We start from the raw sequence: 14403 nt of genomic DNA, 5'->3' as shown, positions 1-14403 counted from the left end.
ACCTTCCTATAAGCGGCCCGATTGTCAGACAGGAGCCCGCCCATGCGTTTCGCCCATCGTCACCTTCTTGGCATCGAGCATCTGTCGCAATCCGATATCACCGCTATTCTTGATCTGGCCGAGACATATGTCGACCTGAACCGGCAATCGACCAAGCATTCCGACGTGCTGTCGGGGCTGACGCAGATCAACATGTTCTTCGAAAACTCAACCCGCACGCAGGCCAGCTTTGAACTGGCGGGCAAGCGGCTGGGCGCGGATGTAATGAACATGGCGATGCAGGCCAGTTCGATCAAAAAGGGCGAGACCCTGATCGACACCGCCATGACGCTGAACGCGATGCATCCTGATCTGCTGGTGGTGCGGCATCCGCATTCCGGTGCCGTCGATCTGCTGGCGCAAAAGGTCAACTGTGCGGTGTTGAATGCGGGCGATGGCAAGCATGAACACCCGACACAGGCCTTGCTGGACGCGTTGACGATCCGTCGTGCCAAGGGCCGCCTGCACCGGCTGAACATCGCTATTTGCGGCGATGTCGCGCATTCCCGCGTGGCACGGTCGAACCTGATCCTGCTGGGCAAGATGGAAAACCGCATCCGTCTGATCGGCCCGCCCACTTTGGTGCCCGACCACTTTGCCGAATTTGGTGCCGAGATCTATGACGACATGAATGAGGGCCTTAAGGACGTTGATGTTGTCATGATGCTGCGCCTTCAAAAGGAACGGATGGATGGCGGCTTTATTCCGTCCGAGCGTGAGTATTACCACCGCTATGGGCTGGACGCCGCCAAGCTGGCGCTGGGCAAATCCGACGCCATCGTCATGCATCCCGGTCCGATGAACCGCGGGGTCGAGATTGACGGGACCCTGGCCGACGACATCAACCGCTCGGTCATTCAGGAACAGGTTGAAATGGGGGTCGCCGTCCGCATGGCCGCGATGGAACTATTGGCCCGCAACCTGCGCGAGGTGGCATGAGCGATCTGACCGTTGCCCCCCATGAACGCGGCGTGATCCGCCTGTTCACGCTGAACATGCGCCCGGAAGAAGCCAAATTTCTGCGTGAACCCGGTGCCGCCGATCAAATTCTGGGCGTCGCGGGGCTGGACCCTGAACAGATCGACGTCTTTGCGGTCTCAGACCTCGAGGACCTGGGGCTCTATGGCTATCTGAACGAGGGCTGCGGCGTGTCCGCCGATCAGTTGGATCGCACAGCGCTTGAAGCCATAACGGGTTGGGTCATGGTGGTCCGCAGCGCTGCCTTTGGCGGTCGCGCAGCCACTCTGATCCCCGACAAACGGCTGCGCCTGATCGGGCTATTCACCGAAGAGGCTACCAACTGGACCGGCGGTCCGATCGAAACAGAAAGCGCAAAACCGTTCTCGGCCCCTCAACCCGCATTCCAAAACGACCAACCCCGCCGCATCGGTTCTGCCGTTCTGGCATTAGTGATCCTTTTGGCCGTCGGAGGCATCCTGTGGCTGATCCTGTGACCTTCTCGCCCGACAGAGGCACTTATATTCGCACCAACGCATGGCTGGCCGCCGTAGCCATGGCGGGTGCGATGATTGTGCTTTGGCTGATTGGAAACCCCTATCCCTGGACCGGCGCGCCTGCCGGTCTGGCCGCCGTCGGCATCCGGGCATGGTACATGGCCTCGGAAGAACTGGTCGCCACCTGGACGATGACGGACACCACCCTCACCGGCTCCGGCTCGCGCAAGGTGGCCCTGAACCAGATCAAGGCGGTCAACACCATGGGCAGTTTTGTCCAGATCGTCACCAAGGGCGGCGACAAGCACCTGATCAAATATCAGGCGGATTCCGCCGCCACTAAAGCCGCAATCGAAAGGGCACTGGCATGAGCAACCTGACCTTCACCAACGCCCGCCTGATCGACCCGGAAACCGGCACGGACAGCCTTGGCTGGCTGCAGGTGGGCAACGGCCAGATAACCGCGCGCGGTGACGGCGACGCACCGTCCACGGATACGCCGATCATCGATTGCAGCGGGCACTGCCTTGCCCCTGGCATCGTCGATATCGGTGTCAAAGTCTGCGAACCGGGCGAGCGGCATAAGGAAAGCTATAAATCCGCCGGTCTGGCAGCAGCAGCCGGCGGTGTGACCACCATCGTTACCCGCCCAGATACCAGCCCGGCCATCGATACGCCCGAAAGCCTTGAATTTGTCACCCGCCGCGCGCAGGCGGATACGCCGGTCAACGTCTTGCCCATGGCCGCCCTGACCAAAGGACGCGACGGGCGTGAGATGACCGAGATCGGTTTTCTGCAAGATGCGGGCGCGGTGGCGTTCACCGATTGCGATCACGTTGTCACCAACACCAAGGTATTCTCGCGCGCTCTGACCTATGCGCGGTCTTGCGACGCGCTGGTTATCGCGCATCCACAGGAACCTGTCCTGAGCGCCGGGGCCGCCGCTACCAGCGGCAAGTTTGCAACCTTGCGCGGATTGCCCGCCGTCACGCCCATGGCCGAACGCATGGGGCTGGACCGCGATATTGCCCTGCTGGAAATGACCGGCGCTGCCTATCACGCCGATCAGATCACCACCGCCCGTGCCCTGCCCGCGCTAGAACGCGCCAAGCGCAACGGGCTGGACATCACCGCGGGCACTTCGATCCACCATCTGACGCTGAACGAGTTGGACGTGGCCGACTATCGGACTTTCTTCAAGGTCAAGCCGCCGCTGCGGTCCGAAGATGACCGTCAGGCGGTTATCGAGGCCGTGCGCAGCGGCTTGATCGACATCATCAGCTCGATGCACACACCGCAGGACGAGGAAAGCAAACGACTGCCGTTTGAAGAAGCCGCCTCGGGCGCTGTTGCGCTGGAAACGCTGCTGCCCGCAGCCCTGCGCCTGTATCATTCGGAACAGTTGGACCTGCCGACGCTGTTCCGGGCCATGGCGCTGAACCCGGCAAAACGGTTGGGGCTGGACAGCGGTCGCCTGTCCGAGGGCGCGCCCGCCGATCTGGTGCTGTTTGACCCGGATGTGCCCTTTGTGCTGGACCGGTTCTCGCTAAGATCAAAATCGCAGAACACACCGTTTGACGACCAGCGGATGCAAGGTAAGGTCACCGCAACCTACGTGGCTGGACAAGAAGTTTACCGGAGACCCTGATGCCGCCATTTGACAGTTCGATGACCCAGCTGATCCTCTGGGCTGTGCTTGGTTATCTGATGGGGTCTGTTCCCTTTGGCATGATCGTCGCCAAGGTCATGGGGCTGGGCAACCTGCGCAATATTGGGTCAGGCAATATCGGAGCAACCAATGTGCTGCGCACCGGCAACAAGGCAGCCGCGGCGCTGACGCTGATCTTTGACGCCGCCAAGGGCGCGGTGGCCGTTCTGTTGGCGCGGGCACTGGCCGGGGAAGACGCCGCCCAGATCGCGGCACTGGCCGCATTTTTGGGCCACTGCTTTCCTGTCTGGCTGGGCTTTAACGGCGGCAAGGGCGTGGCCACCTTTCTGGGCCTGTGGCTGGCGCTGGATTGGCGCGTAGGTGTGGCCTGCTGTCTGACATGGCTGGTGGCTGCAGCGATCTGGCGGATTTCATCACTGGGCGCGCTGGTGGCGGCGGCCATGTCGGTTGTCTGGGTGATTGTGCTGACGGACAGTTCAGCCTTTGCGCTGAGCATCATCCTAACTCTGCTGGTCTACTGGCGCCACAGCGCCAATCTGGCGCGGATCAAGGCGGGAACCGAGCCGAAAATCGGCAAATCGTGATTGCGCCAACCGGTTTTCTGAACGCCTTTTTCGCGTTGCCCGAGGGTACGTTTACCGGTTACGCCAATGGGCGGCGCTATGTGGTCAGCCGTTCGGTTTTTGGCGCTGAAAGGTCTCTCAAACTGGTGGCCCATCAGCTTGGCGGCCCGGACTATATCAGCATGAACCTTTATTTGACGCGACAAAGTGGGGCCCTGCTGCGCCCCTGTGAAATGCCTGCCGATAAGGTCGTTTCATTCGTCACCGCTCTGATCCCGGATACGTAATCTGCATTACCAAATTTTGTGTTACCGGACCTTCACAATTGATTGTCTTGAACGTGATCAGGGCGCTGCCCAATTGAGTTTCTGTGACGGCCAATTACCGGCGTCGCAAAAACAAAATCCGGTTTGCCCGGGCAAAATTCAGGTGCTCTAGAGCGAGCCTATTCACGAAAGGTGAAACCATGAACAAGTTCAAATCCATTCTGGGCGGCGTTGCGCTGTCCGTTGCAATCGCAAGCTCGGCGCTGGCCGCTGGTGTTGAGATCAACGCAAGCTCGACCGGTCTGGCAATGCAGGGCTATGACCCGGTTGCATACTTCACCGTAGGCGAGCCGACCAAAGGCGATTACCGCATCTCGACCCTGCACAACGACGCTCTGTACCGTTTTGCTTCGGAAGAAAACAAAGCCGCCTTTGAAGAAAACCCAGAAGCGTACCTGCCCGCATATGGTGGTTACTGCGCATTCGGCACTGCGATGGGCTTCAAGTTCGACGGCGACCCGAACTACTGGAAAATCGTTGACAACAAACTGTACCTGAACCTGTCGAAAGACATTCAGGAGCGCTGGGAAGGCGACGTTCCGGGCTTTATCGAAAAAGCCGGTGTGAACTGGGAAAACATTGCTGACAAAGATCCGGCTGAGCTGCAGCAATAATTTGCTGACATCTGACAGTCTTTCGGCGGCGAGGTCACTCGCCGCCGTTTTTGTTTGTTCCCGCTGGCGACAGGCCCTGTGACATTTGCTCAGGACTTGATGAGTTTTACAATTCCAGCACCGTGCTGCCGGTGGTCTGTCGTGCCTCAAGCGCACGATGCGCATCGTCCACCTGAGCCAACGGAAAGCGCTGGTCGATATGGATCTTGACCTCACCGCCCTCAACCTTGCCGAACAGACGTCGGGCCATCGCCTGACAGACCGCGTGATCGGCAATATGGGTAAACAAAGTCGGGCGGGTGATCTTGAGCGAGCCCTTCTTCGCCAGCATCCCAATATCTATCAGCGGCACAGACCCTGACGCATTGCCGAAGGAAATCATCATCCCCAACGGCTTGAGACAGTCCAGCGATCCGGTGAACGTATCCGCCCCGATGGAATCCATCACCACATCCACTCCCTTGCCGCCGGTGATTTCGGCTACGCGCTCGACAAAGTTTTCGGTGCGATAATTGATACAGTGCGCAGCGCCGTTGAATTGGGCAAGGCTGCATTTTTCGTCGGTCCCGGCGGTTCCGATCAGAGTAATCCCCTCGGATTTGGCCCATTGGCATGCGATCAGCCCTACCCCACCAGCGGCCGCGTGAAACAAAACAGAATCGCCACGTTTCAACGGCGTCGTTCGGTGAAACAAGTATTCGACCGTCAATCCCTTTAGCATCATCGCCGCCGCCGCATCATACGGAATCCCGTCAGGTAGTGGACAAACCTGCGCTGCGGGCATCACCCGGGCTTCGGAATAGGCGCCTGCCGGTGCCGCCGCATAAGCTGCACGTTGGCCAGGCTCAAGATGGGTCACACCTTCGCCTACGGCTTCGATCACGCCTGCGGCCTCCATACCCAAGGCGTGCGGCAGGTCCATCGGATACAGTCCGATCCGCTGGTAGATGTCGATAAAATTCAATCCGCAGGCATGATGGCGGATACGCACCTCGCCGGGGCCCGGGTCCCCGACGGGGCGGTCTTCGATCCTCAGAACTTCGGGGCCGCCGTGTTCGTGAATGACGACGGTTCTTGCCGTTTGCTGCATGCTGACCTCCTGTTGCCTGCGACCAAGCTAACACGCCTGAAAATCAGGGCAATCGGCACAATTCCGCGTCACGCAACCGTAACGTGAAAAAATGTGCTATACTGCTATCTGGGCGTTGCCGGCTGGTCCGGCCTCAGGCAATCGATGCCGGATCCACCCTGCTGCGCGATACGCAAAGGGAGGGGATATCAATGGCTAAAACGATTGGAAATCCGATTAGCTGGGCCGCTCAGAATATCGGTGCGACCGGTGATCACATAGCTGAAAGCGTCAACCATATCGGCAGCGCGGATACGCGGCATCTGCCGGTGGTGCAAAATTTAACGATGCAAGACCTGCGGGCTTGTCTACAGGCAGGGTACAATGACTTTCTGGAAACCAGAGCAGATGCCATATTCATCGTGCTGATCTACCCGATCGCAGGATTGTTGATGTTCGGGTTCGGGCTGAACCGCAACATGGTGCCGCTGCTGGCGCCGCTGATCATGGGGTTTGCTCTGATCGGCCCAATAGCCGCAGTGGGTCTGTACGAGATCAGCCGCAAACGCGAACAAGGGGGAGAAGTGCATTGGCTGGATGCGTTCGGCGTGTTCCGATCGCCATCTTTCGGTGCCATTTTGATGTTGGGTTTCTATCTGGTCATGCTGTTGCTTGTCTGGCTGATGGTAGCGCAGAGCATCTATGTCCACACGCTGGGCCCTGATCTGCCCACATCCTTAGGCGCCTTTGTCACGCAGGTGTTCACCACCGGTGCGGGCTGGACAATGATCATCTTTGGCAACGCGGTAGGATTCCTGTTTGCTCTGGTCGCACTAGCCATCAGCGTGGTCAGCTTTCCGTTATTGCTGGACCGCAAAGTGGGTCTACCAGTTGCGGTTGTGACCTCGGTCCGGGTGCTGCGGCAAAACCCCGGAGTGATCCTGACATGGGGCTTCATTGTCGCCGCCTTGCTGGTGATTGGCGCAATCCCGATGCTGCTGGGGTTGATTGTGGTGATGCCCGTGCTGGGCCACGCCACATGGCACCTGTACCGCCGGGCCGTCGCCTAAAGCGCGCGGCCTGAACCGCGCGCTGGTCAGCTTATCCGGCGACGTTCAAAACGATCTTGCCGATGTGATTTGAACTTTCCATACGCGCATGCGCAGCGGCGGCGTCGGCCAGCGCGAACTCGCTGTCCATCACGGGCGCCACCCTTCCGGCGTCCAGCAATGGCCAGACCGCCTCGCGCAGATCCTGCGCAATTTTTGCCTTGGCCAGATCACTTTGTGGGCGCAGGGTGCTGCCGGTCAGGGTTAACCGTTTGACCATCATCAGGGCGAAGTTCAGTTCGACCTTCGGGCCCTGCAAAAAGGCGATCTGCACCAGGCGCCCGTCTTCAGCCAGAGTCTTGACGTTGCGCGGGATATAATCGCCCCCAACCATGTCGAGGATCAGGTTCGCCCCACCTTCGGCGCGCAGGACACCCACGAAGTCCTCATCGCGGTAATTGATCGCCTTTTCGGCCCCCAGTTTGACGCAAGCCTCGCATTTATCGGCCGACCCGGCGGTTGCAAAGACCCGTGCGCCAAACGCATTGGCCAGTTGGATGGCCGTCGTGCCAATACCGCTGGACCCGCCATGGACCAGAAAACGCTCACCCGCTTTCAACCCACCGCGCATGAATACGTTGGACCAGACGGTAAAGAAGGTCTCGGGCAGGCAGGCGGCCTCTTTCATTTCCATACCTGTGGGAACCGGTAGGCAATGTGCAGCGGGCGTAGCGACATATTCGGCATAGCCACCGCCGGGCAACAACGCACAGACCTTGTCACCAACCGACAGGCCATCGACACCCGCACCGATCGCCACGACCTCGCCCGATGCCTCCAGGCCTGGCAGATCGCTGGCACCCGGCGGGGGATCATAAGCCCCAGCGCGCTGCAACGCGTCCGGGCGGTTTACCCCGGCATATGCCACTTTGAGGATCACCTGACCGGCTTGGGGTTCCGGTACGGGACGGTCGGTCAGTTGCAAAACCTCCGGTCCGCCGGGTTTGGTGATCTCAACGGCGCGCATTGTCTCGGTCATGGGCAAATCTCCTTTGCCCAATGCCTAGCAGGCAATTTCTGGAAGGCCCAGATGCTTACTTGCGCGGATTCAGCATCCCGGGCAGGTCGACCCGCATTTTCACGGGCGGTTTCACCTGACTGGCAAACCAGTTCGGCACCGCCAGAAACGGTTTGAACAGCGGATTACCATTCACCTGCGCCTTGAGCTTTTCGAATTGCATGACATTGTCGATGCGACGGTCCAGAAACTCCCACGTTTTCTGGTGGTCCGGCGAATCATCCCCCAACCAGAACAACAGGGTCGAGGAATAGACCCCAGACAAGGTCGCGCGCTTGGTGTACCAGTTCACGTCGTCCGAGGTATCGCCCAGCGTGTCCCAGATCAGATCGCAGGTCTGCCACAGCGCCTTGGCCCCATCCGCCGCATGGGTCGGCAGCGAAAACAGCGTCATGCCCCGGCGCACCAATTCCTTGTCAGGCACAGCCTCGAGCCGGAACCGAACGGCAGCGGCCACGCGCTCGCGGAATTTCAGCTCGCTCAGGTCGGTGGATTTCAGACGCTCTACCATGACCGCATCCCCGCGCGCATGAAAAGCCAGCGCCAGATCAACCGCGCCTCTGGGGCAGATCGCGCGCGCCAAACCGTCATCCAGATCGCAATCAATGATCGCGGCGCGAAAGCTGGTTTCAGACCAACCGTCAAAGGGCACGTGGGTCAGCATCGCATCCAAAAGCTGTTGTTTTGCATCTTCATAGGTAACGGTCATGGCGGGTCTCCGGTTCTCGGGGCCAGTACTAGACAAGATAGACCGGCTTTGCTATACGGCCAACTCCTGCAATTTCCTTGCAACTCTATCTAGAAAGGTGGTGACAACCACATGCAGGTTAGTGTTCGCGACAATAACGTCGATCAGGCGCTTCGTGCCCTGAAGAAAAAGCTGCAGCGCGAAGGCGTGTTCCGTGAAATGAAGCTGAAGCAACATTTCGAGAAACCGTCCGAGAAAAAAGCGCGCGAGAAGGCTGAAGCGATCCGTCGTGCCCGTAAACTGGCACGTAAGAAAGCACAGCGCGAAGGTTTGCTCTAAGCACCTCGCTCGTCCAGCTTTGGATGACACTATTTGACGACCCCCGAGGCATCGCCCGGGGGTTTGTCGTTTCTATCACCGGTTGCATTCCGCCGAGTCCGCCTCAGCCTTAGGCGACAAGCTGCTAAATCGGGCCAAGCAACATTTTGCCCGGCATTTTGCAGCGCAGCGAATCCCGTATCGGTAGCACGCCCCTGCTGAAATTCGCCTGAAATCTAAACCGCTCTGTCCGTCCGTTCGACGCCCCCTGTAACTGGCCTCGTCTACTCAGACGACCATTCAAAACGGAGGCTACCATGTCGACTGCAAGTACATTCGAGCAAGAAATGCTGGCGTTAATCAATGATGAGCGCACATCCCGCGGGCTATCCCCGCTGCAACTGGAAACCCGCCTGAACGCATCGGCCGAAGATCACAGCACCTGGATGCTGAACGCCGATATATTCAGCCACACCGGTTCGGGCGGTTCTAGCGCGACCGAGCGCATGGAAGATGCCGGGTTCGACTTTACCGGCAGCTGGCGGTCAGGTGAAAACATCGCCTGGCAATCGGAACGCGGTGCCGCAGGCATCAGCGACGATGTCGAGCAACTGCACCAGAGCCTGATGAACAGCCCCGGCCACCGCGCCAACATCCTGAACCCTGACTACGAATTTATCGGAATTGGGATTGAAGAAGGCGACTACAATGGGTGGGATGCCGTCATGGTGACCCAGAACTTTGCCACTACCGACGCTGCAGTGGTGCTGGACAACGGTGCGGCACCAACGCCGCCCACGGACGACGTGGCAATGCCGGACGACCCTGTCACCGAAGACCCGGTCGAAGAAACGCCTGACACCGACGTCACCGAAACCGAAGACCCGAGCGAGGAAACACCGGACACCGATGTCACAGAGACCGACGACCCGGTTGAGGAAACGCCTGACACCGACGTCACCGAGACCGACGACCCGGTTGAGGAAACGCCAGACACTGACGTCACCGAAACCGATGACCCGGTTGAAGAAACACCAGACACCGACGTCACCGAAACCGATGACCCGGTTGAAGAAATACCAGACACCGACGTCACCGAAACCGATGACCCGGTTGAGGAAACGCCAGACACTGACGTCACCGAAACTGATGACCCAGTTGAGGAAACACCAGACACCGATGTCACCGAAACCAATGACCCGGTTGAGGAAACGCCGGACACTGACGTCACCGAGACCGATGACCCGGTTGAGGAAACACCAGACACTGACGTCACCGAACCCAATGCCCCGGAAACACCTGAACCGGATGTCACCGACACGACCGCAGGTGTTTGCTTCGACGTGGAAGAATTCCTGGCAGCAATCGAGGATTTCGTGAACGACCTGTTGGCGCTGGTCGACGATTTCAGAATGAATGACGACCCGTTGGTGACCGATGCGGACACCACCGAGGATGATTTCATGCTGACCCTGGATATGTGCGACGACACTCCGGCGGCGAATGACGATGCCCCGGTTATGGAGGCGGACGCACCGGATGACTTCTTTATCCTGATACCGGCCGACAGCGGATGCATGATGGACTTTGTCTAAGGTCCGATGCAGCGTGTGAGGCACTGAAACGGTGCCTCACACCGCTTTCACAGCGCACTTGCGCAGTTTTTCGCACAAACAACGCGAATCAGGCGGTGGCAAATCGCCGAACGGGTCGGGGTGTCCAGATTGTGTCTGTATCCCGTCAAATTCTCGCCATTAATGTCTCGCCAAAATAACTCAATTCAATTGGAGGCAGAATCATGTCAACGGCCAGCAATCTAGAACGGCAGATGCTTGCATTGATCAATGACGAACGCACAAGCCGAGGGCTGCAACCCCTCAAGCTTGAGCTTCAGCTGAACGACTCGGCCGAAGATCACAGCGAATGGATGTTGCAGACAGATACCTTCAGCCACACCGGTCAGGGCGGCTCGAGCGCGACCCAGCGGATGAGAGATGCCGGTTTCGATTTCACCGGCAGCTGGAGATCGGGTGAAAACATCGCCTGGCAATCCGAACGCGGGCCCAATGGTGCCAGCGATGATGTGGTACAGCTTCACCAAAGCCTGATGAACAGCCCCGGTCACCGGGCCAACATATTGAACCCCGATTTCGAATATATCGGGATCGGGATTGAAGAAGGCAATTTCAACGGTTGGGATGCCGTGATCGTGACCCAGAACTTTGCGACGACCTCGGCGCCGGTGCAGTTGGACACCGGCGGGTCGGGTGGCGGCTCGGGTGGCGGCTCTGGCGGCGGCACACCTACCCAACCCGGCCAACAGGCCGTGGACGCAGGCACTGTGGGCGACGCCTCAGACAATTGGTTCATTCTGAAAGCCGGTCAGGCCGGCGCGCTGAACGGCGGCGAAGGAGATGACATTCTTGACGGCGGCTTCGGCCGCGACACGCTGACCGGCGGCACCGGCGATGACACGCTGAGCGGTCATGGCGGCAATGACGTCCTTCTGGGTGGCCAAGGCGTCGATTTGTTGATGGGTGCGACCGGCAATGACTGGCTGCAATCGGGCATGGGTGCCGACAGGTTGCAGGGCGGCTCTGGCAACGACGTGCTTAGGGGTGGCCGTGGCCGCGACACCCTGATCGGAGGCGACGACGACGATACTCTGATCGGTGCCCGCGGCATTGACACAATGACCGGCGGCAACGGGGCGGACACGTTCGTATTCACCATCGGGCCGGACACCGTCACAGATTTCACCTCTGAAGACTTCATCGACCTCAGCCTGAATGGTGCGATCACCGGGTATAACGACCTGATGAACAACCACATCTCGCAATCCGGCAAAGATGTGATCATCGACGACAACGCAGGGAATACTCTGACTTTGCAAAACACTCAGATCGCAGACCTGGCAAACGAACATTTCGTGTTCTGAGACCCCAGGTTTTCCAAATTAATGACGCCCCCGGTTTTGGGGGCGTTTTCTTTTGATCAATAGATTTTAGGAACGTGCAGCTCATCCGGCAGGACGCGCCGTTCATATTCTGGGTTGTATCTTCGATCCGGTAATTCGACCTTTTCCTGTGGAACATCCGTATAGGGGATCTTGGTCAGGAGATGCTCGATACAGTTCAGGCGCTCGCGTTTCTTGTCATTGCCTTCGACGATATACCAGGGCGCCTCGGGAATGTTGGTGCGGAACAACATGTCTTCTTTGGCCTTGGTATAGGCCTCCCAGCGGATGCGGGATTCCAGATCCATCGGCGACAGTTTCCACTGTTTCATCGGGTCGTGAATGCGCATGAGGAACCGCAACTGCTGTTCTTCATCAGTGATTGAGAACCAATATTTAAGCAAAATGATCCCCGACCGCACCAGCATCCGTTCGAATTCGGGAACGTCCTGAAAGAACTGTTCGACCTGATCCTCGGACGCAAACCCCATCACCCGTTCCACCCCAGCGCGGTTGTACCAGGATCGGTCGAACAACACGATTTCGCCGGCCGCGGGCAGATGCGGTACATAGCGCTGGAAATACCATTGGCTTTGCTCCCGGCGGCTGGGCGCTGGCAAGGCGACCACGCGGGCGACCCGCGGGTTCAGCCGCTGGGTGATCCGCTTGATCACGCCGCCCTTGCCGGCGCTGTCACGCCCTTCGAACAGGATGCACACTTTGGCTCCGGTATGCTGTACCCAGTCCTGAACCTTGATCAATTCGGCCTGCAAGCGCAGCAGATTGCGGAAATAGACTTTGCGATCCAGCATGTCGGGATGCTGGTCCTTATAGATCTTGCGGACTTCCATCGAGAGCATGGGTTCGCTGAACTCGATCTCGAAATCTTCGTCCAGCGTGTCTTCCAACTCGGCTTCCAGCCAATCTTTTGGGGCATCGTTATGTTCGTAAGCCAAGGTCTTATCCTTATCGTCTATCGGGTCCGGACCATACAACGCGCGTGTAATCGCCTGATGTCATCAGAATAACTAATAAAGCCCTTCCCCAAGCGAAACCGCTTATGGCAGCAAGGTCAAGGCGATGCGAAAAGAGGTTTGGTCCTTTTTTAAATCTGAACCTACACGCCTAGGGATACAAGCGGCAGATTTGCCGCATTACCAACAGGTTGGCATAAATCCGCCCCAAACCTACTTGCCAGACGGATTATTCTGTCGGCACAAGTACCCTTCAACCCCCCTGAGGTGAATGTGGCGCATTTCATTTCCCTACTGCCTGCGATCTGGCCCTGGTTCATCCTGATTGCCGCACAAATAAGCATGGTATCAGGCCGACAAGGGCTGGGGCTGGCCCTGTTGGCAGTGTTCATGGGTTCAACAACAGTGCTTGGCCTGCTGACCCCGCTGGCCTTGGCAATTACGGCAGCCGGCCTGCTGGGCGCGGCTGGGTTGCGTCGTCTGACCGGTGTGCCCGCCGTTTTCGGGCATCTGGTGTTGATCCTATGGTGTCTGGCTCTGGGGGCGCATCTGGTCCCCGGGTTTCACAATCTATTGGTTCTGGATCAGGTACAGGCAGGCCCGGGCAGCGCTGCGTTCACAATATATCTCAACCTGGACAAACCAATGGTCTTGTTTGCCGTCCTGCTGGCTTGGCCGGGCATGATCCATGGCGCGCGGCCGGTCAGAACCGGGCCTTTGCTGATCGGGTTGGCGGCGCTGCCCGCCCTGTTTGCGTTGGGGCTTTCCTTGGGTGCTGTGCGGCCCGAGATCGGCCTGCCCGCATGGTGGCTGATTTTTGCGCTTTCAAACCTGTTCCTGACCTGCCTGACTGAAGAGGTTTTTTTCCGCGGCTATCTGCAATCGGTCCTGACGTCGAAAATCGGCGCGGCGCTCGGGATCGCAGCTGCCAGCCTGTTGTTCGGTCTGGCCCATGCGGGTGGCGGTCCGGCACTGGTTGTCTTCGCTTCGATCCTCGGGGTCGCCTGCGGATTGGGATACTACGCAACTGGGCGTCTTTGGGTACCGGTTCTGATGCATTTCGGCTTTAACGCCCTGCACCTGGCCCTGTTCACCTATCCCGGCCCGGGCTGAACGTCACACCGGCAGCGCAGTGGTCTTGAACACCGTACGCAGCGCGAAGGAACTTTGCATCTGCGCCACCCCCGGCAGTCGCGACAAATACTGGCGATGGATACGGGCAAAATCCTCGGTGTTCTCGGCGACAACCTTCAAAATATAGTCCGCCGTACCGGCCATGAGATGGCATTCAAGCACATCAGGAATGCGCGCCACGGATTTTTCGAACGCATTCAGAAGCTCTTCGGCTTGCCCTTGTAGCGTGATCTCGACAAACACCGTCGTGGGCACATTCATCTTGCGCGCATCCAGCAGCGCCACGTATTTGCGGATATAGCCTTCAGCCTCTAGCCGCTGAACGCGCCGGTGACAGGCCGAAGGCGACAGATTCACCTGCTCGGACAGTTCCGCATTTGACATACGGCCATCCCGCTGAAGGGCTGCCAGAATCTTTTTATCCGTCGCATCCAAGCTCATTTGCGCAAATCCTTTGCGAGTTTCCGACTAT

The 14403-nt window shown here is 58.6% G+C and carries 17 protein-coding genes; 12 read left to right on the top strand and 5 right to left on the bottom strand.

What is annotated here, in order from left to right:
- Positions 1 to 42: 42 nt before the first annotated feature.
- The 7 genes from ACR3EP_RS16465 (at position 43) to ACR3EP_RS16435 (ending at position 4665) form a co-directional block, all read left to right on the top strand.
- On the top strand, positions 43 to 978 hold the full coding sequence (locus ACR3EP_RS16465) for an aspartate carbamoyltransferase catalytic subunit (protein ID WP_480638688.1): 936 nt from the start codon (positions 43 to 45) through the stop codon (positions 976 to 978).
- Complete coding sequence (locus tag ACR3EP_RS16460) at positions 975 to 1493, top strand: hypothetical protein (RefSeq protein WP_170516705.1); 519 nt, start codon at positions 975 to 977, stop codon at positions 1491 to 1493. The genes ACR3EP_RS16465 and ACR3EP_RS16460 overlap by 4 nt, the downstream gene beginning before the upstream one ends.
- Positions 1478 to 1864, top strand: coding sequence for a hypothetical protein (locus ACR3EP_RS16455; RefSeq protein ID WP_480638687.1), 387 nt, complete (start codon positions 1478 to 1480; stop codon positions 1862 to 1864). Before ACR3EP_RS16460 ends, ACR3EP_RS16455 begins: the two co-directional genes overlap by 16 nt.
- Positions 1861 to 3141, top strand: a complete 1281-nt coding sequence (gene pyrC, locus ACR3EP_RS16450) for a dihydroorotase (RefSeq protein ID WP_480638686.1) — start codon at positions 1861 to 1863, stop codon at positions 3139 to 3141. The genes ACR3EP_RS16455 and pyrC overlap by 4 nt, the downstream gene beginning before the upstream one ends.
- Positions 3141 to 3746, top strand: coding sequence for a glycerol-3-phosphate 1-O-acyltransferase PlsY (gene plsY / locus ACR3EP_RS16445; protein ID WP_170350708.1), 606 nt, complete (start codon positions 3141 to 3143; stop codon positions 3744 to 3746). Before pyrC ends, plsY begins: the two co-directional genes overlap by 1 nt.
- Complete coding sequence (locus ACR3EP_RS16440; RefSeq protein ID WP_480638685.1) at positions 3743 to 4012, top strand: hypothetical protein; 270 nt, start codon at positions 3743 to 3745, stop codon at positions 4010 to 4012. Before plsY ends, ACR3EP_RS16440 begins: the two co-directional genes overlap by 4 nt.
- Before the next feature lie 179 nt (positions 4013 to 4191).
- Positions 4192 to 4665, top strand: a complete 474-nt coding sequence (locus tag ACR3EP_RS16435) for a YHS domain-containing (seleno)protein (protein ID WP_170350710.1) — start codon at positions 4192 to 4194, stop codon at positions 4663 to 4665.
- 106 nt (positions 4666 to 4771) lie between these two features.
- Here ACR3EP_RS16435 and ACR3EP_RS16430 read toward each other — a convergent pair whose 3' ends face one another.
- On the bottom strand, positions 4772 to 5755 hold the full coding sequence (locus ACR3EP_RS16430) for a quinone oxidoreductase family protein (protein WP_170361298.1): 984 nt from the start codon (positions 5753 to 5755) through the stop codon (positions 4772 to 4774).
- A gap of 191 nt (positions 5756 to 5946) precedes the next feature.
- Between ACR3EP_RS16430 and ACR3EP_RS16425 the strand changes: the two genes are divergently transcribed.
- Positions 5947 to 6804 (top strand): DUF2189 domain-containing protein, encoded by an 858-nt coding sequence (locus tag ACR3EP_RS16425; RefSeq protein ID WP_170350712.1) that lies wholly within the window; start codon positions 5947 to 5949, stop codon positions 6802 to 6804.
- Positions 6805 to 6835: 31 nt separating this feature from the next.
- On the opposite strand, the gene ACR3EP_RS16420 is transcribed toward ACR3EP_RS16425, so the two are convergent.
- Positions 6836 to 7822 (bottom strand): NAD(P)H-quinone oxidoreductase, encoded by a 987-nt coding sequence (locus ACR3EP_RS16420; RefSeq protein WP_170377834.1) that lies wholly within the window; start codon positions 7820 to 7822, stop codon positions 6836 to 6838.
- Positions 7823 to 7877: 55 nt separating this feature from the next.
- Positions 7878 to 8570, bottom strand: coding sequence for a COQ9 family protein (locus tag ACR3EP_RS16415; RefSeq protein ID WP_170350715.1), 693 nt, complete (start codon positions 8568 to 8570; stop codon positions 7878 to 7880).
- Between the two features lie 111 nt (positions 8571 to 8681).
- Here ACR3EP_RS16415 and rpsU point away from each other — a divergent pair, with 111 nt between their 5' ends.
- The 3 genes from rpsU (at position 8682) to ACR3EP_RS16400 (ending at position 11805) form a co-directional block, all read left to right on the top strand.
- Positions 8682 to 8888 carry a 30S ribosomal protein S21 gene (gene rpsU / locus ACR3EP_RS16410; protein ID WP_005614280.1) on the top strand — a complete coding sequence of 69 codons (207 nt, stop codon included), beginning with the start codon at positions 8682 to 8684 and terminating at the stop codon, positions 8886 to 8888.
- Positions 8889 to 9184: 296 nt separating this feature from the next.
- Positions 9185 to 10462 carry a CAP domain-containing protein gene (locus ACR3EP_RS16405; RefSeq protein WP_480638684.1) on the top strand — a complete coding sequence of 426 codons (1278 nt, stop codon included), beginning with the start codon at positions 9185 to 9187 and terminating at the stop codon, positions 10460 to 10462.
- Positions 10463 to 10665: 203 nt separating this feature from the next.
- Positions 10666 to 11805 (top strand): CAP domain-containing protein, encoded by a 1140-nt coding sequence (locus ACR3EP_RS16400; RefSeq protein WP_480638683.1) that lies wholly within the window; start codon positions 10666 to 10668, stop codon positions 11803 to 11805.
- Between the two features lie 56 nt (positions 11806 to 11861).
- Here the strand turns inward: ACR3EP_RS16400 and ppk2 are convergent, their stop codons facing one another.
- Positions 11862 to 12779: a polyphosphate kinase 2 gene (ppk2, locus tag ACR3EP_RS16395; RefSeq protein WP_170350719.1), complete on the bottom strand. Its 918-nt coding sequence runs from the start codon at positions 12777 to 12779 to the stop codon at positions 11862 to 11864.
- 291 nt (positions 12780 to 13070) lie between these two features.
- On the opposite strand from ppk2, the gene ACR3EP_RS16390 reads away from it, so the two are divergent.
- Positions 13071 to 13910, top strand: a complete 840-nt coding sequence (locus ACR3EP_RS16390) for a CPBP family intramembrane glutamic endopeptidase (RefSeq protein ID WP_480638682.1) — start codon at positions 13071 to 13073, stop codon at positions 13908 to 13910.
- Between the two features lie 3 nt (positions 13911 to 13913).
- Here ACR3EP_RS16390 and ACR3EP_RS16385 read toward each other — a convergent pair whose 3' ends face one another.
- Positions 13914 to 14372 (bottom strand): Lrp/AsnC family transcriptional regulator, encoded by a 459-nt coding sequence (locus tag ACR3EP_RS16385; RefSeq protein WP_170350721.1) that lies wholly within the window; start codon positions 14370 to 14372, stop codon positions 13914 to 13916.
- Positions 14373 to 14403 lie beyond the last annotated feature (31 nt).

The sequence above is a fragment of the Ruegeria sp. BB10 genome (genome assembly GCF_056535725.1).
Note: the sequence above shows the minus strand (reverse complement) of the source record. Positions and strands in the feature narration are given on the sequence as shown.